This is a genomic window from Burkholderia paludis (assembly GCF_000732615.1).
Taxonomy (GTDB): domain Bacteria; phylum Pseudomonadota; class Gammaproteobacteria; order Burkholderiales; family Burkholderiaceae; genus Burkholderia; species Burkholderia paludis.
Genome location: NZ_JPGL01000032.1, coordinates 37457 through 63186, shown reverse-complemented (window position 1 = coordinate 63186; position 25730 = coordinate 37457). Strand labels below are relative to the sequence as shown.

At 69.0% G+C, this 25730-nt stretch carries 24 protein-coding genes; 17 read left to right on the top strand and 7 right to left on the bottom strand.

Going from position 1 to position 25730, the window contains the following annotated elements:
* Positions 1-12 precede the first annotated feature (12 nt).
* The gene (locus GQ56_RS0121005; RefSeq protein ID WP_031400497.1) at positions 13-933 is read left to right on the top strand and encodes a bestrophin family protein; all 921 of its coding nucleotides are present in this window, start codon (positions 13-15) and stop codon (positions 931-933) included.
* Positions 934-955: 22 nt separating this feature from the next.
* Here the strand turns inward: GQ56_RS0121005 and GQ56_RS0121000 are convergent, their stop codons facing one another.
* Positions 956-3013 (bottom strand): FUSC family protein, encoded by a 2058-nt coding sequence (locus tag GQ56_RS0121000; protein WP_031400496.1) that lies wholly within the window; start codon positions 3011-3013, stop codon positions 956-958.
* Between the two features lie 145 nt (positions 3014-3158).
* On the opposite strand from GQ56_RS0121000, the gene GQ56_RS0120995 reads away from it, so the two are divergent.
* The 7 genes from GQ56_RS0120995 (at position 3159) to GQ56_RS0120965 (ending at position 10799) form a co-directional block, all read left to right on the top strand.
* Positions 3159-4061, top strand: a complete 903-nt coding sequence (locus GQ56_RS0120995; protein WP_031400495.1) for a LysR family transcriptional regulator — start codon at positions 3159-3161, stop codon at positions 4059-4061.
* 379 nt (positions 4062-4440) lie between these two features.
* Positions 4441-6000, top strand: a complete 1560-nt coding sequence (locus GQ56_RS0120990; RefSeq protein ID WP_031400494.1) for a DHA2 family efflux MFS transporter permease subunit — start codon at positions 4441-4443, stop codon at positions 5998-6000.
* A gap of 169 nt (positions 6001-6169) precedes the next feature.
* Positions 6170-6499, top strand: a complete 330-nt coding sequence (locus GQ56_RS0120985) for a hypothetical protein (protein WP_031400493.1) — start codon at positions 6170-6172, stop codon at positions 6497-6499.
* Between the two features lie 243 nt (positions 6500-6742).
* Positions 6743-7081: a sugar ABC transporter ATPase gene (locus tag GQ56_RS0120980; protein ID WP_031400492.1), complete on the top strand. Its 339-nt coding sequence runs from the start codon at positions 6743-6745 to the stop codon at positions 7079-7081.
* Positions 7082-7213: 132 nt separating this feature from the next.
* Positions 7214-8803 (top strand): ABC transporter substrate-binding protein, encoded by a 1590-nt coding sequence (locus GQ56_RS0120975; RefSeq protein ID WP_031400491.1) that lies wholly within the window; start codon positions 7214-7216, stop codon positions 8801-8803.
* A gap of 172 nt (positions 8804-8975) precedes the next feature.
* The gene (locus GQ56_RS0120970; RefSeq protein ID WP_031400490.1) at positions 8976-9518 is read left to right on the top strand and encodes a class I SAM-dependent methyltransferase; all 543 of its coding nucleotides are present in this window, start codon (positions 8976-8978) and stop codon (positions 9516-9518) included.
* 27 nt (positions 9519-9545) lie between these two features.
* Positions 9546-10799: a hypothetical protein gene (locus GQ56_RS0120965; RefSeq protein WP_031400489.1), complete on the top strand. Its 1254-nt coding sequence runs from the start codon at positions 9546-9548 to the stop codon at positions 10797-10799.
* A 20-nt stretch (positions 10800-10819) separates the two neighbouring features.
* Here the strand turns inward: GQ56_RS0120965 and GQ56_RS0120960 are convergent, their stop codons facing one another.
* The 4 genes from GQ56_RS0120960 to GQ56_RS0120945 form a co-directional block, all read right to left on the bottom strand.
* A complete protein-coding gene (locus GQ56_RS0120960; RefSeq protein ID WP_031400488.1) occupies positions 10820-12127 on the bottom strand; it encodes an Nramp family divalent metal transporter in 1308 nt (435 codons plus the stop codon).
* Between the two features lie 76 nt (positions 12128-12203).
* On the bottom strand, positions 12204-13460 hold the full coding sequence (locus GQ56_RS0120955; RefSeq protein WP_031400487.1) for an oxalate decarboxylase family bicupin: 1257 nt from the start codon (positions 13458-13460) through the stop codon (positions 12204-12206).
* A gap of 354 nt (positions 13461-13814) precedes the next feature.
* Complete coding sequence (locus tag GQ56_RS0120950) at positions 13815-15149, bottom strand: type II toxin-antitoxin system HipA family toxin (RefSeq protein WP_031400486.1); 1335 nt, start codon at positions 15147-15149, stop codon at positions 13815-13817.
* Between the two features lie 3 nt (positions 15150-15152).
* On the bottom strand, positions 15153-15401 hold the full coding sequence (locus tag GQ56_RS0120945) for a helix-turn-helix domain-containing protein (RefSeq protein ID WP_031400485.1): 249 nt from the start codon (positions 15399-15401) through the stop codon (positions 15153-15155).
* Positions 15402-15659: 258 nt separating this feature from the next.
* Between GQ56_RS0120945 and sapR the strand changes: the two genes are divergently transcribed.
* From sapR to GQ56_RS0120900, 9 genes are all read left to right on the top strand, one after another.
* The gene (gene sapR, locus GQ56_RS0120940) at positions 15660-16541 is read left to right on the top strand and encodes a sap1 transcriptional regulator SapR (protein ID WP_031400484.1); all 882 of its coding nucleotides are present in this window, start codon (positions 15660-15662) and stop codon (positions 16539-16541) included.
* A 24-nt stretch (positions 16542-16565) separates the two neighbouring features.
* On the top strand, positions 16566-17129 hold the full coding sequence (ddpX, locus tag GQ56_RS0120935; RefSeq protein ID WP_031400483.1) for a D-alanyl-D-alanine dipeptidase: 564 nt from the start codon (positions 16566-16568) through the stop codon (positions 17127-17129).
* Positions 17130-17199: 70 nt separating this feature from the next.
* Positions 17200-18801 carry an ABC transporter substrate-binding protein gene (locus GQ56_RS0120930; protein ID WP_031400482.1) on the top strand — a complete coding sequence of 534 codons (1602 nt, stop codon included), beginning with the start codon at positions 17200-17202 and terminating at the stop codon, positions 18799-18801.
* 10 nt (positions 18802-18811) lie between these two features.
* Positions 18812-19882, top strand: coding sequence for an ABC transporter permease (locus GQ56_RS0120925; protein WP_031400481.1), 1071 nt, complete (start codon positions 18812-18814; stop codon positions 19880-19882).
* A gap of 66 nt (positions 19883-19948) precedes the next feature.
* Entirely contained in the window at positions 19949-20863 is a 915-nt protein-coding gene (nikC, locus tag GQ56_RS0120920) for a nickel transporter permease (protein ID WP_031400480.1), read from the top strand.
* Position 20864: 1 nt separating this feature from the next.
* Positions 20865-21773, top strand: a complete 909-nt coding sequence (locus GQ56_RS0120915) for an ABC transporter ATP-binding protein (protein WP_031400479.1) — start codon at positions 20865-20867, stop codon at positions 21771-21773.
* Entirely contained in the window at positions 21770-22546 is a 777-nt protein-coding gene (locus GQ56_RS0120910; RefSeq protein ID WP_031400478.1) for an ABC transporter ATP-binding protein, read from the top strand. Before GQ56_RS0120915 ends, GQ56_RS0120910 begins: the two co-directional genes overlap by 4 nt.
* Positions 22547-22675: 129 nt before the next feature.
* Positions 22676-22930, top strand: coding sequence for a GlsB/YeaQ/YmgE family stress response membrane protein (locus GQ56_RS0120905; RefSeq protein WP_031400477.1), 255 nt, complete (start codon positions 22676-22678; stop codon positions 22928-22930).
* A gap of 382 nt (positions 22931-23312) precedes the next feature.
* The gene (locus GQ56_RS0120900) at positions 23313-23648 is read left to right on the top strand and encodes a type 1 fimbrial protein (protein WP_031400476.1); all 336 of its coding nucleotides are present in this window, start codon (positions 23313-23315) and stop codon (positions 23646-23648) included.
* Between the two features lie 34 nt (positions 23649-23682).
* On the opposite strand, the gene GQ56_RS0120895 is transcribed toward GQ56_RS0120900, so the two are convergent.
* Complete coding sequence (locus GQ56_RS0120895; protein WP_031400475.1) at positions 23683-24555, bottom strand: LysR substrate-binding domain-containing protein; 873 nt, start codon at positions 24553-24555, stop codon at positions 23683-23685.
* 109 nt (positions 24556-24664) lie between these two features.
* Positions 24665-25564, bottom strand: a complete 900-nt coding sequence (gene bla / locus GQ56_RS0120890; protein ID WP_031400474.1) for a class A beta-lactamase — start codon at positions 25562-25564, stop codon at positions 24665-24667.
* Positions 25565-25730: the final 166 nt, after the last annotated feature.

The window sequence follows — 25730 nt, the reverse complement described above, 5'->3', positions numbered from 1 at the left end:
CGGAGCCCGACGATGATCGTTCGGCCGCGCGAGCACTGGCTGCGGATGCTGCTCGTCTGGAATGGTTCGGTGCTGCCGACCATCCTGCCGCAGCTCGTGCTGACGCTCGCGATCAGCATCGTCGCGGTATGGGGCGGCGGCCGCGTGCTCGGCGAGAAGGTGCCGCTGAACCCGACGCCGTTCACGCTGATCGGCCTGACGCTCGCGATCTTCGCGGGGTTTCGCAACAACGCGAGCTACGACCGCTACCGCGAGGCGCGGCAGCTCTGGGGCGGCGTGCTGACCGCGTCGCGCACGCTGGTGTCGCAGGCGCTCTCCTACGGCGCGATCGGCCCGGACGACGGCGCGCGGCGCGCATTCGTGCGCACGGTCGTCGCGTTCGTCTATGCGCTCAAGCATCAGCTGCGCGGCACCGATCCGGCCGCCGACCTGCGCGGCCTGCTCGACGACGGCGCCTACGCGCGCATCGTCGCATCCCGGTTCCGCCCGGTCGCGATCGTGCACGGGCTGCGCGAGGCCTTCGCCGCGCGCGCCGACGCGGGCCATCTCGCCGACACGCGGCTGTGGATGCTCGACGCGCGCCTCGACGACCTCGTCGCGATGGTGAGCGGCTGCGAGCGCATCGCGTCGACGCCGATCCCGTTCTCGTACGACGTGCTGCTGCACCGGACCATCTATGCGTACTGCGTGCTGCTGCCGTTCGGTCTCGTCGATTCGATCGGCGCGGCGACGCCGTTCGTCAGCGTGTTCGTCGCCTATACGCTGATCGCGCTGGACGCGATCGCGCACGCGATCGCCGAACCGTTCGGCGACGGGCCGAACCATCTCGCGCTCGATGCGATCACGCGGCAGATCGAGCGCTCGCTGCTCGAACTGAACCGCGAGCCGCTGCCGGCGGAAGTGACGCCCGGCAAGGCCTACCGCCTCAGCTGACGCGCGCGCCGCGCCGACTCGTTCAGTCGCCGTGCCCGCGCAGGAAGCCGCCATGCGCGGCGGCCGCATCCGCGATCCGCTGCAGCAGCATGGCGCCGCGCCACAACGCGTGCGCGTCGCCGCCGTCGCGCGCGGCGGCGCGCCGCCGCAGCACGCGGGCCGCCGCGTCGCAGGTCCGGTCGAGCCGCGCGAATTCCGCCCGCGCGATCCGCCCGCGCACCACGGCGGCGGCCCGGCGCACCGCCGGCTCGCGCGTCGCCAGGCCGGCGAGCGACAGCAGGCTGTCGCCGAGCCCCCAGATCGCCAGCAGGTCGCGCAGGTCGTGCTCGATCAGCGTCTGCGGCAGGCTGCCCGCGAAGCCGAGCGCGCGCGCGAGGCGATCCGCCGTGCAGCTCAGCCACGTGCTCGCGGACCACGCGCCCGGGTCGCGCGCCATGCCGGCCAGATCGCGCCGCACCGCGCGATGCAGGCGCCGCCGGCTCGTGCCGGGATCGCCGGGGAACACGAGCGCGTACACAAGCGCGCCGAAGGCGATGCCGAGCAGCGTGGCGAGCGCCGAGTTGAGAAACGCGGCATCGCCGATGCGCGCCACATTGTTCGGCGACGTGAAATTCCAGAAGAAGATCGAAAACGCGCTGCCCATCGCCGCCGTGCGCGGATGGCGGATCGCGATGCCCGCGCCGATCAGGAACACGCCGAGGATATAGGCCAGCATCTCGAACCCCGACACGGCGGGCAGCAGCGCGAAATTGCAGATCACGCCCGCGGCGGCCGCGCATGCCGTGCCTTTCAGGAAGCCGACGGCGGCGCGCACCGAGTTCGGCCGGGTCGAGAACAGCGCGCAGACCACGGCCACGATCGCAACGAAGCCGCCGCCCGACGGCCACGCGGTGACGATCCAGATCGCCGACGCGGCCAGCACCGCGAGGAACGCGCGGAGGCCGTTGTGCCACGCGAGCACCGGATCGCGGTGAAACGCATAGCGCACGCGCAACGGCGGCGGCTCCGGCCGGTCGAGCCGCGCCCGGCTCGCGAACGCGCGCTCGAAGCCCGCGAGCAGCGCCGCCAGCGCGTCGAGCGTCAGCAGGCGCGACGGAGCGGAGCCGGCCGGATCCGCGGAAGTCGCGCGCAACGCGTCGTCCACCCGCGCGCGCAACGCGGCCATCTCGCGCGCCCGGTCGTCCGCATCGTCCGCGTCACCCGAGTCGGGCAACCCGGCGACGCGGTCGAGCGCGCGCGCCACCTCGTCCACCAGCGGATCCGGAGCGTCGCCGCCGCGCGCGGCGTGTTCGCGAATCGCCTGCCCCGCGGCCTGCGCGGTCAGCACGCCCAGCGCCGCCGCACGCAGGTGGCCGATCGCGTTGCGCACCGGCGGCGCGCCGGCGGCCGCATATTCGGCCGCCGTGTCGAGTTCGAGCGCATCCGCGAACAGCCGGTGCACGGCCCCGCCGTTCGGCTCGCGCCGCAGCGCGCCCGCCGTGACGGCAACCGCGCGATCGACATAGCGCGCGAGCCGCGTGCGCATGTCCGCCACCGGCGAGCCCGGCGCGAACACCGTCTCGAACGTCGCGCCGCACAGGATGCCCACCACCACGTACAGGCACCGCGCGGTCGCGATGTCGAACGCGTGCAGCGGCGCGGACACGGCGTCCATCGCGACGATCGCCGCCGTGTAGCCGGACAGCACCGCCGCATACGCGCGGAAATTCCGCAGGAAGGTCGCGACGCCCGCGCACAGGCCGATCCACGCCGCGAGCGCGAGCAGGAACAGCTCGGGCGTCTGCGCGAACAGGCCGGTCAGCACGAGCGCGACGGCCGCGCCGATCACCGTGCCGAGGATCCGGTACTGGCTTTTCGACAGGCCCATCCCGCGGCTGCCCTGCGCGACGATCCATACGGTCGAGGCGGCCCATACCGGGTCGTCGAGGTTCATCCGGAAGGCGATGTAGAGCGCGAGCAGCGAGGCGGCCGTATTGCGCAACGCGAAGCCGACGGCGCCGGGCGGCAGCGCGGGCCGCGCGTCGCGCAGCGCGGTGCGCACGGCCGCGAGCGGCGGCAAAGGGGGAAAGGCGAATTTCATCCGGCGAGGATACGGGCGCGCGCCGCCACCGCTAAGGTGCGCGGGCAGGATGCGTTATTGCACCGGGCGGGATAATCGCCGCCGCGCGCGGCGATCCGCGCAGCGACGGTAAGATGCGCGCAGACCGAACCCTGAAGCGACCTGTATGGACTTCGAAAGCATCCGGATATTCCTGCGCGTGGTGGAACGCGGCAGCTTCACCGCCGCCGCCACGCAACTCGACATGCCGCTCAGCCGTGTGAGCCGCAAGGTCAGGCAGATCGAGGACGATCTCGGCGTCCAGCTGCTGTACCGCACCACGCGCCGCGTGTCCGTCACCGAGGCCGGGCGCGACTACTACGAGCGCTGCCTGCGCGCCGAGGAGATCCTGCTCGACGCGGACCGTCAGGCCCGCGCGCTGCGCGTCGCGCCCGAGGGAACGCTGCGCGTGCTGGTGCCCTACTCGATCGGCCTGTTCGAGCTGGAGCCGGCGCTCGCCGAGTTTCGCCGGCGCTACCCGCTGGTCCTGCTCGTGCTGATCTACGACAACAGCCCGCTCGATCTCGTCGAGCACGGCTTCGACGTGGCGCTGCGCGCGGGCGTGCTGACCGACTCCAGCTACATCGCGCGCTCGCTCGGCTGGTCGCAGGCGAAGCTCGCCGCGAGCCCCGCCTATCTCGACCGCGCCGGCCGGCCCGCCACGCCGCAGGATCTCGCGCGACACGACCTGCTGCTCGTCGGCCGCGACGCGCCCAGCCAGACGCTGCGGCTCACCAACACGGCCGGCGAGGTGGCCGACGTGCCGGTGCGGCCCGTGCTGATCACCAACGAATCGGTGACGGTGCTGCGCCAGGCCGCCGGCGGCGGCGGCATCGCGCTGATCTCGACGCACTACACGGCCCGCCGCCTCGAACGGAACGAGCTCGAAATCGTGCTGCCCGACTGGCACCGGTCCGACGACGTCGAGCTGCACGCGCTGTACCCGCGGCGCGCGACGCTCGACAGCAAGGTGCGCGCGTTCGTCGACTTCCTCGCGGAAGTGTTCACCACCTGGCGCACCGCGCCGTGACCGGCATGACCCCGTCGATTATTGCGAACGGCGAAATCGATTAATGAGCGCGCCCGTGTTGATGGCGGCTCGCCGCGCCATTAGGCTGTCGCGATGCCAAACGACTCCACTCCCGACGGCAGCCGCCTGACCGCTGCCCGCAGGCGCGTCACGCGCGTCCCGCCCTCCTGACCGGCAGCACGCCGTCCCGCGAAGCCCGCGATGGGCTTTGCACATCCGATCGAGCAGCACGTCGCGCGCGTCGGCCCAGCATGCGGGGCCGCACCGTGCGCGGCGTGCATCCGTCCAGCACGCCGGTCCGTGCGTGCGCCGCTTTCGCGCGCGCGGACCGGTACCCCGCGCCAGCCGCCGCGGGCCCCATCCGTCAAGCAGGAAACCCATGTCCTCTCCGTCATCTCCCGCCCCGCTGTCGGGCGGCCGCCTGGCGATCGGCACGATCGCCGTGTCGCTCGCGATGTTCATGAACGTGCTCGACTCGTCGATCGCGAACGTCGCGATCCCGACGATCTCGGGCGACCTCGGCGTGTCGGTCGACGAAGGCACGTGGGTCATCACGATCTTCGCGGCCGCGAACGCGGTGTCGATTCCGTTGACGGGCTGGCTCACGCAGCGCTTCGGCCAGGTGCGCCTGTTCGTCACGTCGATCCTGCTGTTCGTGATCGCGTCGTGGCTGTGCGGGATCGCGCCGAACCTGCCGACGCTGCTCGCCGCGCGGATCCTGCAGGGCGCGGTCGCCGGGCCGCTCGCGCCGCTGTCGCAGGCGCTGCTGCTCGGCGCATGGCCGCGACAGAAATCGTCGAGCGCGCTGGCGCTATGGTCGATGACGGCGCTGGTCGGCCCGATCGCGGGGCCGTCGCTCGGCGGCTGGATCACCTACGACTACAACTGGTCGTGGATCTTCTACATCAACATCCCGGTCGGCTTCTTCGCGGCCGCCGTCACCTGGATCGTGTTCCGCGACCGCGAATCGGCCACGCGCCGCCTGCCGATCGACAAGGTCGGCCTGCTGCTGCTCGTGCTGTGGGTCGCGTCGCTGCAGATCATGCTCGACAAGGGCAAGGATCTCGACTGGTTCAATTCGCCCGTCGTGATCGCGCTGGGCATCGTCGCGCTGATCGGCTTCGCGTTCTTCCTCGTGTGGGAGCTTCACGAGGCCAACCCGATCGTCGACCTGCGACTCTTCACGCAGCGCAATTTCGCGGGCGGCACGATCGCGATCTCGGTCGCATACGGGATGTTCTTCGGCACGCTCGTGCTGCTGCCCCAGTGGATGCAGGGCTATCTCGGCTACCGCGCGGTCGATTCGGGGCTCGCCACCGCGCCGCTCGGGCTGTTCGCGGTCCTGCTCACGCCGGTCATGGGGCGCCTGCTGCCGCGCACCGACCCGCGCTATATCGCGACGCTCGCGTTCGTCGGCTTCGCGGTCGTGTTCATGATGCGCACGACCTTCTACACCGACGTGTCGCGCTGGGACCTCATACTGCCGACGCTGCTGCAGGGCATTCCGATGGCGATGTTCTTCGTGCCGCTGACGTCGATCATCCTGTCCGGGCTGCCGCCGGAAAAGATCCCGGCCGCCGCCGGCCTGTCGAATTTCGGCCGGACGTTCTGCGGCGCGGTGGGCACCTCGCTGATCAGCAACGCATGGAACGACCGCACGATCCTGCATCACGTGCGGCTCACCGAGCAGGCGAGCGTCACCAACCCGGTCTTCACGCAGCAGGTCGACACGACGCGGTCGCTGCTGCACCTCAGCCCCGATTCGGCACTCGCGCTGTTCAACTCGTCGGTCGATTCGCAGGCGGCCGTCATGGGGCTGAACGACATCTTCTACGTGTCGGCGCTGATCTTCATCGCGATCATTCCGCTCATCTGGATCACGAAGCCGAAGCGCTCGGGCGGCGGCGATGCCGACGCGGCGGCGGCCGGCGCGCACTGATCCGCGGCGGCCGGGCCCCGCGCCGCGCGCGCCGGGCCCGCGCCGCAATCCGCAGACGTAACAAAGACTTGCAATCGATACGGGCAGAAACGTCAACAGCCGGTGTCCGCTCCGCGTTTTTTGGTCAAGCGCCCACGATCCGCGGCGCGCAACGACAGGAGAACACACCATGCGAGCCCTTACCCGCCACTTCGCGATTGCCGCCACCCTGATGTCGGTGCTGACCGGCACCGCGTTCGCCGAGACGCCGTGGCAACAGGCGCACCCGCGCCGCGAAGAGGTCAACCAGCGTCTCGCCAACCAGAATCGCCGCATCCACCAGGACGTGAAGGACGGCGAGATGTCGCACGCCCAGGCCGCGCGCCTGCATCGCGACGACCGCAAGATCCGCCAGGAAGAGCGGGACATGGCCGCGCAGGATCACGGCCACATCACCAAGAGCGAACAGCACGTGCTGAACCAGCAGGAAAACGCGGTCAGCAACAAGATCGGCCAGTAACGCCGGCCCGCGCCCAGTCGCCATTGCCCTGAACGCCCGCTGCCGCCGCGCGGCGGCGGGTGCCTGTTGTATCGAATCGTTTCAACGCCCCGACTGCGTCAAACGCTGCGGGTATACTCCGACGTCAGCCGCCCGGCGTATCGACCGTCAAAAACGGCCCGATACCCGGCGGTTTCGTCGCGAAGCCTCGCGCTTCGCCTCCCCCGCGCCCCGGCCTCGATACGGGACACCCGACGACCGACCATGAAACGATTCCTGCTGCTCCTTCCCGCCGCCCTGCTCGCCGCCTGCGGTTCCGCGCCCTCGTCCGATCCGTCCTCCGCCTCCACCGGCGACGCGCCGATGATCTTCGTATCGTCGCAACGTCCGGCCTACGCGATCGCCGAGTGCCTCGACGGCCGCCTGTCGGGCACCGAGCAATCGCAGCACAACGGCGTGACCGACATCGCCGTCGGCTCGAACTCGTACTTCGTCACGCTGACGCCGTCGGGCAACGGTTCGGTCATCAAGGTCGTGCGCGGCTCGGGCAACGAGCCGGCCGAGGAAGCGATGCGCTTCGCAATCGCGCGCTGCGCGATCTGATCCGCTCCGCAACCCGCCGATGCCGGGCGCCCGCCCGGCCTTCCCGCGCACCGCCGCGCGCACGCCGGATATTTTCATCCGGCCCCCGTCGATGAGAGAATCGCACCACGATTCCTTTCCGATGGAGCCTGCATGAAGCACCTGCTGTCCCGACTGTTCGTCAGCGCCGCGCTCGTCGCGCTGGTTCCGGCGCTGCCGGCGCACGCCGCGACGCCGCCCGGCATTTTCGTGGTCGCCACGCAACTCGGCGAATTCACGACCCTCGACCCAAGCGGGATCTACGAGCTGGTGCCGTCCGAGTACGTCGCGAACACCTACGAACGGCTCGTGCGCGTCGACCTGAAGGACCCGACGCGCTTCGACGGGCAGATCGCGCAATCGTGGACGGTCGGCGCCGACGGCGTGACCTACACGTTCAGGCTGCGCCCCGGCCTCACGTTCCATTCCGGCAACCCGGTCACGGCCGACGACGTCGCGTGGTCGCTGCAGCGCACCATCCTGCTCGACAAGGGGCCGGCCGGCGTGCTTGCCGACCTCGGCCTCACGAAGGCGAACGTGGCGCAGAAGGTGCGCGCGCCCGACCCGCAAACCGTCGTGCTCGAAACCGACCGCAAATACGCGCCGAGCTTCGTGCTCAACGTGCTGAGCGCCTGCCCGGCGTCGGTCTTCGACCGGAAGCTGCTGCTGTCGCACCAGCAGGGCAACGATCTCGGCAGCGGCTGGCTGCGGACCAACGACGCGGGCTCGGGCCCGTACCAGCTCGTCAAGTGGACGCCCAACGAGACCATCGTGCTGCAGCGTTTCGACAAATACCGCACGCCGTACCCGATGAAGCGCGTCGTGCTGCGCCACGTGCCCGAAGCGTCCGCGCAACGGCTGCTGCTGGAGAACGGCGACGCCGACGCCGCGCGCAACCTGAGCCCCGACAGCCTCGCCGCGCTGTCGAAGGCCGGCAAGATCAAGGTCGCGTCGTGGCCGGTGTCCGCGCTGCTGTACCTGAGCCTGAACACGAAGAACCCGAACCTCGCGAAACCCGAGGTGCAGCAGGCGATGAAGTGGCTCGTCGACTACGACGGCATCCAGCGCAACATCGTCAGCACGACCTACAAGGTGCATGAAACCTTCCTGCCGGAAGGCTTTCTCGGCGCGTCGAACGCGCGGCCGTACCGGCAGGACGTCGCCAGGGCGAAGGCGCTGCTCGCCAAGGCCGGCTTGCCGAACGGCTTCGACGTGACGATGGACATGCCGAACGACTATCCGTACCTCGAGATCGCGCAGGCGCTGCAGGCGAACTTCGCGCTCGGCGGCATCCGCGTGAAGCTGATCCCCGGCGATGCGAAGCAGGCGATCGGCAAGTATCGCGCGCGCCAGCACGACATCTTCGTCGGCGAATGGTCGCCCGACTACATGGACCCGAACAGCAATGCGCGCGGCTTCGCGTGGAATCCGGACAACTCCGACCAGTCCCCCACGAAGATGCTCGCGTGGCGCAACAGCTGGAACATTCCGCAACTGACGAAGGACACCGAGGACGCGCTCGTCGAGCCGTCGCCCGCGAAGCGCGCGCAGCGTTACGAAGCGCTGCAGAAGGCCGTGCTCGCGAACTCGCCGTTCATCATCATGTTCGAGAAGGTCGTGCAGGTCGCGACCCGCCCGGGCGTGACCGGGCCGGAAATCGGGCCGATCAACGACCTGGTGTCATACCGCACGCTCGCGAAGTAATCGGGCCGGCCCGCGCGGCCAGCCCTGCCGGCTCGCGGGCAATCGCCGCGGCCCGCCGCGCCGGCGCTATGCCCTGCGGCGACGGCGATTTACAATGGCCGGCACCGCCGGGGCGGGAGCGCCCGCCCGGCGGCGCCCTCGCCATCGAATCCACTTCGCCCAGGACACCAGGATGCGCACGCTACAGCAACTGCGGATGGAATTCCTGCAGTACAAGATCGAACCGACCGGCTGGCTCGGCGACAGCCCTTCACGCTTCGACTTCTATACGGAAACGGCGCTCGGGTGCGACAGCATCCTCGAGCTCGGCGTATTCACCGGGCTGACCACGACGGCCTTCCTGCTCGCGCAGCCCAGGCGCCTCGTGTCGGTCGACATCTCCGACGAGTATTTCCACATCCGGCACGAACTGGAACAGGCGGCGAAGGATCTGTCGGTCGACTTCGAATTCAGGGTTGCCGACGATCTGGCGATGGAGCCGCTGGCATCCGACCTGCTGTTCATCGACACCACCCACACCTACGAGCAGACGCTCGCCGAACTGAACCGGTTCGGCCCGCTGGCTCGCAAGAAGATCGTGCTGCACGACATGAGCGAGTCCGGCGTGTACCAGGCCGTGTTCCAGTGGCTGTGGGAAAACCGGCAATTTCATATTACGTATCACGACAGCCGCGGCTGCGGCGCGGTGGTCTGCGAGCGCCACGTCGGCTACTGAGCCGGGCGCGCGCAACAGGGGGAGAACATGCATTCGAGCGAGCACGCGGTCTGCGTGGCGATCAACGACAACAACCGCGCGTGGTACGAAATGCTCGTGCCCTTCCTGCTGTCGCTGCGGCAGACCGGCTACGACGGGCGGATCGCGGTGATCGGCTACGGGCTGTCCGAACGCAAGCGGCAGATCCTCGCCAGCCAGTCGGTCGACGTGATCGAAGCGTCGGCCGAGTACGCGCTGCCGGTCGGCCGCTTCATCGAGGCCGCCGAATATTGCGCGCGCCACCCGCAGATCCGCAAGCTCGCGCTGTACGACGCCGACATCTGGTTCTGCGCGCCGACGTTCGACCTGTTCTCGCACATCGGCGACGACCGGATCCACGCGTGCCCCGACCCGCTGTTCTGCACGTTCGTCGTCACGCCGCTGATCGGCGAGCGACGCGACCATCACTGGCGCCTCGTCGTCGACGAAGTCAGGGCGCGCCACGGCGGCGCGCTGCAGGCCGGGCTCGTTGCCGGGACCGCCGACGCCTGGGCGCGTTACGCGAATCACCTGCGCGACTGCATCGCCCGCGTCGGCACCGATTTCCAGGAGTGCTTCGGGCTCGACACGACGTTCCTGCACCTGTGGAGCGCGCAAGGCGAAACGGCGCTGCTCGACCCGGTCCAGAACTTCGTCAGCAAGTACGGCATCCACGAGTCGTTCGACGAACACGACGGCCGCACGACGCTGCGGTACCACGGCGAGCCGATCCGCGCGTTGCACATGACCGGCGACATCCGCTTCCTCGACCGGTGGCGCTACTACGCCAACCACATCGACGCCGCGCTGCGCGACGGCGCGCCGTTCGCGCTGTCCGACGGCACGCGGGCCCCGGCGGACGCGATCGCCGCCCGGATCGCGGCAACGGACTACGTGCGATCGGCCGGGCTGTCCGTGTCGTCCGCGTCGCTCGAGGGGAGCGCCGGCGCCTACCTGCAGGCGCTCGACGAGCCGGGCGGCACGATGCTCGTCGGCAGCGGAAATCATGAAGTCGTGTTCACCGCGACACGCGACATCGCCAAGCTGAATGTCTATGTCACGCACCCGTCCGGCTCGCCGTCGCCGCTGCTGAGCGAAGTGCTGGTCGACGGGCAGGCGCAGCGCAAGGGCACCGAACTGACCGCGCATTTCGCGTACCAGGTGGTGGCCGGCACCGTCGTCACGCTGCGCTCGACGAGCCTCGGCGGCCAGCAGTGCAACGCGATCTGGCGGCTGCGCGAGGCGCCGGACATGCAGCAGTAGGCGCCCGCCCGCCGCCCCGTTCAGGCGAATGCCGCCCACACCAGGTACGCATTGAGCCCGACGATCGCGACCGTCGCCGCACCGGCGACGATCCGCAGCGGCATCCGCATCGCGTAGGCGCCCATCACGTCCTCGCGCGCCGACAGCATCAGCAGCGCGATCATCGGCATCGGCAGCACGAAGCTCAGCACCACCTGGCTTGCGACCATCGCACGCGTGACATCGCAGCCGAGCGCCACCACCGCGAACGCCGGCACGACCGTCACCGCGCGCCGCACCCACACCGGCAGGCGGCGGTGGATGAAGCCCTGCATCACGACCTGCCCGGCCATCGTGCCGACCACCGAACTCGACACGCCCGACGTCAGCAGCGCGACGAGAAACAGCGCGCCGGCAGCCGGCCCGAGCACCGGCACCAGCGTGCGATACGCGTCGCCGATGTCGGTCATGCCGGGCGCACCCAGGTGGAACGCCGACGACGCCATCATCACCATCGCGAGATTCACGAACCCCGCCAGCCCCAGCGCGACGACGACCTCGCGGTTCGAGAAGCGCACGAGGCGCCGCCGCTGCGCGTCGTCGCGCGGCGGGGTGCGATCCTGCGTCAGGCCGGAATGCAGATACAGCGTGTGCGGCATGATCGTCGCGCCGACGATCCCGACCGCGATCGTCAGCGCCGCGTGATCGGGAATCTGCGGCACGACCAGGTGGAACGCGGCCGCGCGCCAGTCCTGCGGCGCGATCAGCAGTTCGCCGAGATAGCACGCGCCGATCACGCCGACCAGCGCCCCGATCGCGGCCTCCAGCGGCCGGAAGCCGCGCCGTTCGAGCGCGAGGATCGCGCAGGTCGCGAACGCCGTCGCGATCATCCCGGCGAACAGCGACAAATGGCACAGCAGCCCGAATGCCAGCGCGCCGCCGAGGAATTCGGCGAGGTCGGTCGCCATCGCGGCGATCTCGGACGCGATCCACATGCCCCACACGACCGGCGCGGGAAACCGGTCGCGGCACAGCTCCGCGAGATTGCGGCCGGTCACGATGCCGAGCTTCGCCGACATCGCCTGGAACAGCATCGCGATCGCGTTCGCGGCCAGTACGACCCACAGCAGCCGGTAGCCGTACGCGGCGCCGGCCTGGATGTTGGTCGCGAAGTTGCCGGGATCCATATAGCCGATCGACGCGATCACCGCCGGGCCGACGAACGGCAGCAGCGCGGCGACGCCGGTGCGGCGCCCTTCCAGCGCCGCGCATGCCGTGCTGTCGGTACGCGCGGTGGACAGGCCGGGCAGCGCGAAGCCGCCGGCGGGTTTGCTCGTGACGGGAATCATGGTGACGTTCCGTTCGGATGAGGGAGTGTTCCTGACATTCGGGCGCCGCAGCCGGCCGGCCGCGGCGGCGGCGACGTTACAGCGGCACGACGTCGGGACGGGTGCGCGGGAATTGCGCGAGCACCTCCGGCGCGACGTTCAGATGCGCCTCGACGAGCTTCGGCGGCGTATGCGCGAGCCAGTCGGACAGCGACACTTCCGCGTAACGGTCGGTCCTGAAGATCTCGAGGAACACCAGATCGGTGGCGCCGGTGTTCTGCACGTAGTGCCCGAGGCTTTTCTTCACGTAGCCGACGTCGCCCGCGCGGAAATCGGCCGTTTGCGCCTTCGGCCCGGTATCGAACACGGTCATCCGCGCGCTGCCCTGCAGGTAGTACTGCCATTCGTCCGCGTTCGGGTGCCAGTGCAGTTCGCGCATGCCGCCCGGATGCACGGTGACCAGCGCCGCCGCGACGGTCGTCGACACGTTGAAGTTGGTGCTGTCCGCGATCCGCACTTCGCCGCCGCGCGTCTTCCTGACCGGCTTCATGTCGCCGAGCGCGAACACGAACGGATGCGGCGGCGCCCCGGCCGACGATGCCGCCGCGCGCTGCGCTTGCTCGAGCGGGCCCGGTTCGTCGCCCTGGAAGATCCACAGGTTGTCGAGCGGAATGTTGCCGAACGCATCGGCCGGCACGCCGAAGTTGAGCGCGAGCACCTCGGGTGGCGTATGCGCGACCCAGTCGGTCAGCAGCAACGTGTTGAATTCCGACGCGCGGCCATTGTCGAACGCGAGCAGGAATTCGGCGCCGTCGGCGCCGAGCCCCTGCAGCGAATGCGGCAGGCCGGGCGGGAAATACCAGAGATCGCCGGTCTTCACGTCCTGCACCGAGGGCCGCCCGAGTTCGTCGAGCACCGTGATCCGGCAGCGGCCGTCGAGCATGATCGCCCACTCGGCCTGCTGGTGCCAGTGCATCTCGCGAATGCCGCCGCGCGTCAGGCGCATGTTCACGCCCGAGATGGTTTCGGAAATCGCAAAATCGTCCTGCGTGACTTCACGCGCCCAGCCGCCATCCTGAATTCTTTTATGGGCATTATTGAACGACGCCCAGAATAACGGCATGCCGTTGATATCGGTGGCGGGCGGATCCTGAAAAGACGGAAACTGACTGGCGATCGCCGGGTTCTTCGGCCCCGGATCGGTCAGGCTCTGGCGATTGCGCGCATTGACCGCGCCTTCCGGCGGACGGTCCGGATTACCGAACGAAGCGGCCTTCGCCGATGCCGCGAGACCCGCGGCGGCAATGGCGCCGGCCGTCCCGGCCAGCATTTTGCGTCGAGAAAGATTCGTCATGGTTTCTCCTTCATTCTTTCAATCGAGTGAATTCCCATTACGGGAAAAATGCCGTTTTCGAATTATCGAAAATCGAACATCCCGTCACGCAAGTTAAATACAGTTCGCCGAAAAACTTAAATGAATTATTAATATGAATTAATGATTTAAGCTGATCTTCTTTATTTTTGTAATTATTGCGGTGCAGCGGGATGGCGAATGCGGAAGGCGTTCGATGGATGCGGAAATGCGATGCGCCCGGCCATGAGGGCATGCATGACATGCGATACGATTCGGATTGCTGATCGTTTCGATTCGATATGGCCGAAACCGGAACGCCGGCTACCGGCTACCGGTGCCGCAACCTGAAGCGGTTCAGCCTCGCGGCATCGCGTCGAGCCGTTGCGCGGCGAGGCGCAAGCCGCCCAGAATCCGCTCCGCGACCCGCGCCGAAAAACCCGGCGGCAACGCCGCGCCGACCGACTCGATCACCTGCGGCGTCATCGCGACGAGCCGTTCCACGATCGGCGTCGCGATATCGCCGAGCAGGCAATGCTCGGCCATCGCGCTGAAGTGGCGCCGCGTGATGTCGCGCATCGCATAGTGCTTGCGCTTGCCGTGCACGGCCATTGCGAGCTTCGCCTTGTGCCACGACCACTGGTTCGCGCCGTCGCCCTCGACCGGCCAGATCGACATCACGTCGTAGAGCGGCGTCAGCCGGAAGCGGCCGCCCGGCAGCAAGCGCAGGCTGAAGTTCTTCGCATGCCCGTCCGGTGCGGCGAGCATCCAGAACACGATCAGGGCTGCGAACAGCGTGTCGAGATCCTCGCGCGCCGTTTCGGAGCGGCGCAAGAGGCCGGCCAGATCGGGCACGCCGGGGCCGCCCTGCGACTCGTACTTCAGATGAGGCGGCACGCCGAGCGCCTGGCAGAAATCCTCCTGCGGCAAGCGCAACAGCCACCGGCCGTCGCGATGCAGCACGCGATCGAAGCGCTCGACGGACAGAACCTGATGCGCGCCGAAACGCACGATTTCCGCCTGCGCGGCCGGCAGGCCGAACGCCCGCAGGATGGCGAGACACAGCCACTCGTTCTCGACCGAGGCCGTCAGGTCGGCCCGCTTGTTGCCGACCAGCCCGAGCGGCAATTTCAGGATATGCGTCGTCGGCGTGGCGCCGTGCGGGCGCATCCACCGCCCGCGATGAAACAGCAATGCGGTCTTTTCCTGCGCGCCGGCCAGCGACAGCCGGAAATCGTCGTCGTCGCCGGCTGCCGTCGCCACCCCGCTCGCCTGATCCAGCACGCGTGCGACGTCGTCGTCGGACAGCGGCGTACCGTCGATACGATCCAGGCCGGCGGGCGCATCATCCTCGTCGAGCAACTGCACGGCCCCGACGCAGTCGCGGCCGAGCGCGGCAAGCAGATCGAACGGCTCGGTCGTCGCCGTGCCGAACCGGGCCGCCAGGCGGCGCCGAATGGCATCGCTGTCCGGCAGCAGGTTGTCGAAGAAGTGCGTCACGCGTTCGCCGCGCAACGGCGCCTCGCCGACACCGAACGGCAGCGACAGCGACAACGGGCGGCCAGCGGCCGACTGTTTCCAGCCGGCGTCGTACAGCAGCTCAGTGTCGCCGCGCGCGGGAATCCGCCATGTACCGACCCGCTGGCCGTTCGTCCAGATCGACAACGCGCGCGTGTGCGATTTGCGCCCCATCGCTTACCACTCGACGTCGGCTGCGTCGCGCCCGTCCTTCGTGCGGATGCTGATTTCGAGGCCGTACAGCGCGGTCAGCTCGAGCAACTGGCTGAGCGACAGACTTTCGGTACGCGTGGTTTCGAGCGACGACAGGCGCGGCTGGCCCACGCCGATTCGCCCGGCCGCTTCCGCTTGCGTCAGGCCCTTTGCCTGACGCGCGGAAGACAGGATTTCGCCCAATTGCGCGGGCGTATTGACGATGAAGTTCACGGCATGTCTCCCGGAAGACGATCGATGCAGTATATGCCTGACAGGCATATATGCATATTATTCCTGTCAGACATAAACGCAATATATGCCCGACAGGAATAAACACACCTCCTTCGCATCCGTCCGCCCTCACCGACGAACGCGCATCCGACCCTATCGTCTATCGTCACACCATAGTTTTTATCCGCTGGCGCGAATGATTTTGGCTTCGTTAGATGCATGACATTCGAGCATCAGACGACAACGATCTAACAGCCGATGACCTGCGCATTCGCCCGTACCGTCGAATCCCGCTATGCCGAGCTTACGCCGACCGCGAAGCGCATCGCGAGCTACATGCTCGCGAACCTCGACCGGCTCGGGCTCGAAACGGCCGACCAGATCGCGCGGCAGGCCGGCACGAGCGGCATCTCGGTCGGCCGCTTCCTGCGCAGCGTCGGCTATCGCAATCTCGACGACCTGAAGCGCGAGTTGCGCGGCGGCGGCGATCGTCCGTGGATGATCACCGACCGGCTCGACGAATACCGCCGCATCACCGGCACGCAACCGGCGCACGGCAGCGGCAACGGCAGCGACGGCGCGCTCGCGTCGTCGCTCGAACGCGAACTCGACGCGATCCGCCACGTGTACCGGCTCGCAGAAGGCCCGGCGTTCGCGCAGGTCGCCGACCGGATCGCGCATGCGGACGCGGTATTCATCCTCGGCATCCAGTCGACGCGCGGGATCAGCAACGCGTTCAGCAGCTACCTCGAATACCTGCGGCCGCGCGTGTTCTATTCCGATGGCCAGTCGGGCTCGTACGTCGATTCGCTGAACTCCGAATTCGAGCGGCCGTACTCCATCGTCACCGACACCCGCGCGTATTCGCGCGGCGCGCGCCGCTATTGCCAGGCGGCCGTCGAACGCGGGCAGCCGTTCGCGCTCGTCACCGATCTCTCGTGCCCGTGGGCCCGCGAATGGCCGGCCGACCTGCTGCAGGTGAAGACCGACGTCGGCCAGTTCTGGGATTCGCTCGCGCCGCTCACCTGCCTGTTCAACCTGCTGATCACGGCCGTGGTCGACCGCCTCGGCTCCGCGATCGACCGGCGCGTCGCGCGCAATCGCGAGCTGCAGCACACGTTCGACCAGTTCGAATCCTGAAGGCAAGTAACCTCCGAACCGCCGATGACTCCTTCCCGCCTCGTCGAAATCACGCCCGCCACGCATCGCGTCGAGATCGATCTCGTCTACGCGACCGGGCGCAACCTGACCGGCAAGCCGATCTACCGCCACGCGCACTGCCTGCTGCTGGAGCCGGCCGAGGCCGCGTTGCGGCGCGCCGTGGCGATCGCGGCGCCGGCCGGCCTCACGCTGCGCATCTACGACGCGTACCGGCCGCCCCAGGCGCAACAGGTGCTGTGGGATTTCCTGCCCGATCCGAACTTCATCGCCGATCCCGGCCGCGGCTCGAATCATAGCCGCGGCACCGCGCTCGACCTGACGCTCGTCGCGGCAAGCGGCGAGCCGCTCGACATGGGCACGGGCTTCGACGAGATGGTCGCCGCGTCGGGCCACTTTCACGCGGGGCTGCCCGAAGCCGTGCAACGCAACCGCCTGCTGCTGCTCGGCGTGATGCAGGCGGCCGGCTTCGCCCACATCGACAGCGAGTGGTGGCACTACGAGCTGCCCGGCTCGCGCGCGCTGCCGCAGATCGACAACGCGGCGAGCGGCCCGTGGCGCCTGATGTGACCGCCACGCGCATGCCCCGCGGCGCGCAGGTTCAACGACTCGAAAGACTTCAACGACAGATGGAGCGCACATGAAACCCCTGACATCCCGGCTCGTCGCCGCGCTGGCCGCCGCGTCCGTACTCACCGCCGTTCCGCTGGCCGCCGCGCGCGCGGAAACGCCGAAGGACATGTTCGTGATGGCCACGCTGCTCGACGAATTCACGACGCTCGACCCGGGCGAGATCTACGAGCTGGTGCCGGAGGAATACGTCGCGAATACTTACGACCGGCTCGTGCGGGTCGACCTGCGCGATCCGGCGAAATTCAACGGCGACGTCGCGCTGTCGTGGACGGTGAGCGCCGACGGGCTGACCTACACGTTCAGGCTGCGCCCCGGCCTCAGGTTCCACTCGGGCAACCCGCTGACGGCCGACGACGTCGCATGGTCGATCCAGCGCGCGGTGCTGCTCGACAAGGGCCCCGCCGCCGTACTGACCGGCATCGGGCTCACGAAGGCGAACGTCGCTGCGAACGTGAAGAAGCTCGACGACCTGACGGTGGCGGTCACGACCGACCGCAAGTACGCGCCGACCTTCGTGCTGAACGTGCTCGGCTCGTGGCCCGCGTCGGTGCTCGACAAGAAGCTGCTGCTGTCGCACCAGCAGGGCAACGATTTCGGCAACGCATGGCTGAAGACCAACGAGGCCGGCTCCGGCGCGTACCGGCTCGTCAAGTGGACGGCCGGCGACAGCCTCGTGCTGCAGCGCTTCGACGGCTATCGGCTGCCGCTCGCGATGAAGCGGATCGTGCTGCGCCACGTGCCCGAGGCGGCGAGCCAGCGCCTGCTGCTGGAAAGCGGCGACGTCGACGCGGCGCGCGACCTGAGCCCCGACGATCTGGCGTCGATCGCGAAATCCGGCAAGGCGAAGGTGTCGGCCTCGCCGCAGGCGACGCTGCTGTATCTCGGCCTGAACACGAAGAACCCGACGCTCGCGAAACCCGACGTGCAGGAAGCGCTGAAGTGGCTGGTCGACTATGCCGGCATCCAGGGCAACGTGGTGAAGACGACCTACAAGGTGCACCAGACCTTCCTGCCCGAAGGCTTCCTCGGCACGCTGAACGCGAACCCGTACCGGCTCGACGTCGCGAAGGCGAAGGCGCTGCTCGCGAAGGCCGGCGTGCCCAACGGCTTCCAGGTGACGATGGACGTGCGCAACGATTACCCGTACACCGAGATCGCGCAGGCCGTGCAGGCGAACTTCGCGCAGGCCGGCATCAAGGTGCAGCTGATCCCCGGCGACAACAAGCAGACGCTCGCGAAATACCGCGCGCGCCAGCACGACATCTACATCGGCGACTGGTCGGCCGACTACATCGACCCGCACAGCAACGCGCAGGGTTTTGCGTGGAATCCCGACAATTCCGACAAGTCGAGCTATAAAATGCTGGCCTGGCGCAACAGCTGGGACATCCCGCAACTGACGAAGGAGACCGACGCCGCGCTCGCCGAACCCACCGCCGCGAAACGCGCGCAACAGTATCAGGCGATGCAGAAGGAAATGCTCGCGCGCTCGCCGTTCGTGATCATGTTCGAGAAAGTCGCGCAGGTCGCGACGCGGCCCGGCGTGAGCGGGCTCGAAATCGGGCCGATCAACGATCTCGTGTCGTACCGTAACCTGAAAAAGCAATAAGATTCGCCGCATGTCGACTCCCGTCTCCTCCCTCGAAGCGCTGCGCACGCTGCCCGCGCGGCGCCCGGCCGTACGCTGGGCACTGCGCGGGCTGCGCTGGGCGCTCACGCTCGCCGTCACGTTCGCGGGGCTGCTCGCGCTGACGTTCGTGATCGGCCGCAAGGTGCCGATCGATCCCGTGCTCGCGATCCTCGGCGATCGCGCGTCGGCCGAAGCCTATGCGGCCGAACGCATCGCGCTCGGGCTCGACAAGCCGCTCGTCACGCAATTCCTGATCTATGCACGCGACGTGCTGCACGGCAATCTCGGCGTCTCGCTGCTGACCGCGAACCCGGTGCTCGACGACATCAAGCGCGTATTCCCGGCCACGCTCGAGCTGGCGACGATCGCGACGCTGATCGGCATCGCGATCGGCGTGCCGCTCGGCGTCGCGGCCGCCGTGAAGCACAACCGGCCGATCGACCACATCGCGCGCTTCGTCGGGCTGATCGGCAATTCCGTACCGCTGTTCTGGCTCGGGCTGATGGGGCTGCTGCTGTTCTATGCGCGGCTGCGCTGGGTCGGCGGGCCGGGCCGGCTCGATCCCGTCTACGACGGCATGGTCGAGCCGCACACGGGCAGCCTGCTGATCGACGCGGCGCTCGCGGGCGAGTGGGACGTCTTTCGCAACGCGCTGTCGCACATCGTGCTGCCGGCGGCGATCCTCGGCTACTACTCGGTCGCGTACCTCAGCCGCATGACGCGCTCGTTCATGCTCGACCAGTTGAGCCAGGAATACATCGTCACCGCGCGCGCGAAGGGCCTGTCCGAGCGCCGCGTGATCTGGCGTCACGCGTTCGGCAACATCGCGGTGCCGCTGCTCACCGTGATCGCGCTCACCTACAGCAACCTGCTCGAAGGCTCCGTGCTGACCGAGATCGTGTTCGCGTGGCCGGGGCTCGGCTCGTACCTGACGGGCGCGCTGCTGAACGCCGACATGAACGCCGTGCTCGGCGCGACGCTCGTGATCGGCGCGATGTTCATCACCGTCAACCTGCTGACCGACGCGCTGTACCGCGTGTTCGATCCGCGGGCGCGCTGAGGGCGGCTCCGACATGACCGCTTCCCCCCTGCTTCTTTCATCGTCCATGCCGAAGGTCGTCCAATCATGAACGCCGAGCACCTCACGCTGCGCGCGTGGCTGCTGTCCGACACGCCCGCGTCGCGCTCGCAGGCCGCGCTCGGCCTCGCGTACCGGCGCTGGCGCCGGTTCGCCGCCAATCCGCTCAACCTGTTCGGGCTCGCGATCCTCGTCGTGCTGATCGTCGTCGCGATCGTCAGCCCGCTGATCATGCCGCACGACCCGCTGCGCCAGGTGCTGTCCGACCGCCTGCTGCCGCCCGGCTCGCCGTCGTACTGGCTCGGCACCGACCAGCTTGGCCGCGACATCCTCTCGCGGCTGATCGCCGGGTCGCGCCTCACGCTCGGCATCGCGCTGCTCGTCGTCGTGATCGTCGTGCCGATCGGCCTGCTGATCGGCACGACGGCCGGCTATTGCGGCGGCTTCGTCGACAGCGCGCTGATGCGCGTCACCGATGTCGCGCTCGCGTTCCCGAAGATCGTGCTGGCGCTCGCGTTCGCGGCCGCGCTCGGGCCCGGCGTGATCAACGCGGTGGTCGCGATCTCGATCACCGCGTGGCCCGCGTATGCGCGGCTCGCACGCGCGGAGACCATCCGCATCGCGCAGGCCGACTACATCCACGCGGCACGGCTGCAGGGCGCATCGGGCCCGCGCATCCTGCTGCGCTACATCGTGCCGCTGTGCATGTCGTCGGTGATCGTGCGCGCGACGCTCGACATGGCCGGCATCATCCTGACCGTCGCCGGCCTCGGCTTCCTCGGCCTCGGCGCGCAACCGCCGAGCCCCGAGTGGGGCTTCATGGTCGCGTCGGGCCGCAACGTGCTGCTCGACGCGTGGTGGGTCTCGACGCTGCCCGGCGGCGCGATCCTGCTGGTGAGCCTCGCGTTCAACCTGCTCGGCGACGGGCTGCGCGACGTCTTCGATCCCCGCCACGGAGCCTGACATGCCGATCCATACCGCCACCGCCGCCGCGCCCGCGCCGCTCTGCGAGATCGACGGCCTGAAGATCGGCTTTCGCGGACACGACGGCGTCGTGTCCGACGCCGTGCGCGACCTGTCGCTGACGCTCGCGCCCGGCGAACGGCTCGGCATCGTCGGTGAATCGGGTTCCGGCAAATCGCTGACGGGCCGCGCGCTGCTCGGCCTGCTGCCCGACGCCGCCCGCTGGTCCTCCCGCACGATGCGCTTCGCGGGCCGCGACCTGCTCGCGATGTCGCCCGGCGAACGCCGGCGGCTGTGCGGCAGCCAGATGGGCATGATCCTGCAGGACCCGAAGTATTCGCTGAACCCCGTGATGACGGTCGCCAGGCAGATGGGCGAGGCGTTCCGGCGGCACGAGCCGGGCTTGCGCGGCCGCGCGCTGCGCGAGCGGATCGTCGATGCGCTGGCGGCCGTGCAGATCCGCGACCCGGCGCGCGTCGCCGATGCGTATCCGCACGAGCTGTCGGGCGGCATGGGCCAGCGCGTGATGATCGCGATGATGGTGTCGACCGGCCCGCGCCTGCTGATCGCCGACGAGCCGACCTCCGCGCTCGACGTCGCGGTGTCGATGCAGGTGCTCGCGGTGCTCGACGCCATGATCGCGCGGCACGGCACGGGCCTGATGTTCATCAGCCACGACCTGCCGCTCGTGATGTCGTTCTGCGATCGGGTCGCGGTGATGTACGCGGGCCGCGTGGTCGAAACCTGCGCCGCGCGCGACCTGCGCGACGCGTCGCATCCCTATACGCGCGGGCTGCTCGCGGCGAATCCGCCGCTCGCGAACCCGCCGGACGAACTGCCCGTGCTGCGGCGCGATCCGGCGTGGCTCGATCCCGCACCGCATGCCGACCGGCAGGAGGCCGCACGATGATCGACGTCGATCACGCATCGATCCGTTTCCCGACCCGCACGGGTCACGTCGACGCCGTGCGCGACGCCAGCTTCGCGGTGCGCGACGGCGAGGTGTTCGGGCTGGTCGGCGAATCGGGTTCCGGCAAGTCGACGCTGCTGCGCGCGCTGACGGGCCTCGTGCCGCTCGCGTCCGGCAGCCTGTCGATCGACGGCCGGCCGGTGGGCGGCAAGCCCGACCGGGCCGCTCGCCGCCACGTGCAGATGGTGTTCCAGGATCCGTACGCGTCGCTGCATCCGCGCTTCACGGTCGACCAGACGCTGCGCGAGCCGCTGTCGATTCACGGCATGGACGACGCCGACGCCCGCATCGCCCGCGCGCTGTCCGAGGTCGGCCTCGGCCCCGCGTTCCGGTTCCGCTACCCGCACCAGTTGTCGGGCGGGCAGCGGCAGCGCGTCGCGATCGCGCGCGCGCTGATCGTCGAGCCGCGCGTGCTGCTGCTCGACGAGCCGACCTCCGCGCTCGACGTGTCGGTGCAGGCCGAGATCCTGAACTTGCTGCGCCGCCTGCATCGCGAACGCAACCTGACGATGATCCTCGTCAGCCACAATCTCGCGGTGATCGGCTTCCTGTGCCAGCGCGTCGCGGTGATGCAGCACGGCGAGATCGTCGAGCAACTGCGGATCGAGGACGTGCGGGCCGGGCGGGTCGCGCGCGACTACACGCGCACGCTGCTGAACGCGACCGAAGGCTATCGCCGTCTCGACCCGGTGGCGGATACGCCGGCCACCTGAGCTCGGGGCGACGCGCCGGCGCGCGATACGCCGCACGCCGCGCGTGCGGCCGCCGCCGCATGGAACCCTCGCGCGCCGCGGGGGTCCACTTCCTTTCGACCATCGCTCAACTGCAATAGGGAGGCGTTCATGCTGCAATTCATCGAAACCCTGGTCGTCGGGCTCATCGTCGGCCTTCTCGCCCGCGCGCTCAAGCCCGGCGACGACAAGATGGGCATCCTGATGACCACCGTGCTCGGCATCGTCGGCTCGCTGTTCGCCGGCTATGTCGGCCGCGCCGCCGGCTGGTACGCGCCGGGCCAGGGCGCGGGCTGGCTCGCGTCGATCGTCGGCGCGATCGTGCTGCTCGTGGTCGTCGGCGCGGTGCGCAAGCGCATGAACTGATCCGCCGCCGCACGGCGCCACGCCGTTCGCGAACACGGCCGCTCCTCGCACGAGCGGCCGTTTGTCCTTGGCGCGGGAAATTCATCCGTGCATCGCCCGTCCATCCGTCAACTCGTTGACTGCGCAACGACCGGCGACGGCCCGCCCCGGCGGGCGGTTCTTCCGTTCAGCTTACAAGCCCGGCGCGACTCCCGCCTTGTGCTCCCGCAAATCCGGCCTACATTGAAACAGGCAACGCCGCGTTATTTGCTTATTACCGCTATTTCCGATTTTTCATTCAAGAGACCCGATGGATTTGCCGTTTACGCATACAGCCTCGCAGCGTTGACGGACTGCCACCCGAGCGGCCTCGCTGCGACGCGCTTCCTCTCTGGAGCCTGTCATGAAGCATCGTCCCGTCGCCGCCGCGTTCATCCTGGCTGCATCGCTTCTGGCCACTTCCTCGTCCTTCGCCGCCGGCACGTCCGGCATCATCCACTTCTCCGGCATGATCGTCGAGCCGCCCTGCTCGTTCGCGCTCGACACGACCGACGCCGCCTCCGCTCGCGTGCGCCCCGACTGCCCGCGCCCGGCAACCGGCCAGATCGCGTTCGTCGATGCAGCGAGCCAGCAGGCAATCAAGACCACGACCTTTACTCAGGCCTCGCGCGCAATCGTTTTACCTGACCGTCCGGGCAACAATCATGGGCCGATCATCGCGGTCGTGACCTACCAGTAAAGCCGTTCGCCGACGCGGCCGGCGGCGGCGCCGGTCAATCCCGGTGACGGGCGATCCAGTCGCTGAACGCGCGGATCTTCTGCTGGCTGCCGATGGTCTCGGGATACACGAAGTAGTAGCGCGCGCCCGTCTCGAGCACGATGTCGAACGGCCGCTCCAGCCGGCGCGCACTGACGTCGTCGTCGACGAGCGTCACGTCGCCGATCGCGACGCCGAAGCCCTGCATCGCCGCGTTCGTCGCGAGATCGAGCGTGTCGAACGTCGGCCCGCGCGCGGGATCGACACCGCGCTCGCCCGCATGTTCGAGCCAGGCGCGCCAGTCGCGATGGTCGCGGGTCGGGTGCAGCAGCGTATGGCGCGCAAGATCGCCGACCGCGCCGAGCGGCGACGCCTGCCGCAACTCGGGCGCGCACACGGGCGTCAGCCGTTCGTCGAACAGCGGCAGCGCGACGACCCCCGCGCCCGGCGACGTGCCGTAGACGATCGCCGCATCGAACGGCTCGGCCGAGAAATCGACGACATGCTGCCACGCGGTCGTGATCTGCACGTGGAGATCGGGATGTTCGCCCTGGAAGCGCATGATGCGCGGCAGCATCCAGCGGATCACGCAGGTCGGCACCTTCAGCGCGAGATCGGTGCGCTGCCGTGTGAGCTTCATCGAGATGTCCTCGATCCGCGCGAAGCTCTCGTCGACGACCGGCAGCAACTGCTCGCCCTCCGCCGTCAGCGTGAGGCCCTTCGCATGTCGCTTGAACAGCGGAAAGCCGTAATGCGCCTCGAGCGTCTGGATCTGCCGGCTCACCGCGCCCTGCGTGATGCACAGCTGCTCGGCCGCGCGCGTGAAGCTGCGGTGGCGGGCCACCGTCGAGAAGATCTGCAGCGCGTGCAGGGGCGGAAGTCGGCGCATGGCGAGCGGAGAACGAGGAACGGCGCGGGAGAAGAACCGCGCGCCGACGCCGGCGCGCGCAGACCGACACGATAAGCCAAACGCCCGCTTTGCGCGAGACGCCGCTCGCTCAGGCCGTCGTGGTCAGCGCGCCTGCCGCGATGCGGGCCGCCGATGCGACGACATCCGCACGGGCCGCCGCGTCCGCCTGCGGCTGCGTGAACGACACGGCCATCACGATCGGCGCGCGCGACGGCGGCCACAGCACCGCAACGTCGGTGGTCGTGCCGTAGCCGCCCGTGCCGGCCTTGTCGGCCACGCGCCAGCCGGGCGGCACGCCCGCCGCGATGCCGGTCGCGCCGGTCGCGCCGACGGCCATCCATTCCGCAAGTTGCGTGCGCTGCGGCTCCTGCAGCGCATCGCCGAGCAGCAGCCGCTGCAGCGTATCGACCATCGCGACCGGCGTCGACGTGTCGCGCTCGTCGCCGGGGGCGGCACGGTTCAACTCGGGCTCCCAGCGATCGAGGCGGAACGTCGTGTCGCCGCTCGCGCGCGCGAACGACGTGACGGCCTGCGGGCCGCCGAGCACGCCCATCAGCAGGTTGCCCGCGCCCTTGTCGCCCGACTGCAGCATCGCCGCGCACAGCTGCGCGATCGTCATGCCCGTGTCGACGTGGCTTTCCGTGACCGGCGAGCCCGACACGACTTCATAGCGGCGGTACAGGATGCGGCGCGGCAGCAGCGACGCGTCGAGCGAGCCGCGCGCGAGCATCGCGGCGGCCGCGACGACCGCGTAGGTGCCGCACAGCGGGAAGCGCTCGCGGGCGTGATGCGCGATGCGCACGCCGTTCGACGTATCGAGCGCGGCGACGCCGAGCCGGCCGTTCGACGCCTTTTCGAGCGCGCCGAGTTCGGCTTGCGCCGTATGCGCATGCCCCTGGTCGGCAACCGGCGCGGACGTGCACGCGGCGACGAACGGCGCGGCGACGGCGGCGAGCAACAGCGAGCGGCGAGTCGGAGAGTGTTCCATGGATGAGGTGTGTTCGGTCGGAAACGATGGCACGAAGCAACGCGGGCGCGCACCGGCGGCCTTCGCCGTGCATCCGCGAAAGACGGCCGCCGGCCCCGCGGGCAGCGCGGGATTCGCATGAACAGTCCCTAGCGTAGCAGCGACCGCCGCCACGATCCAGCGCAAC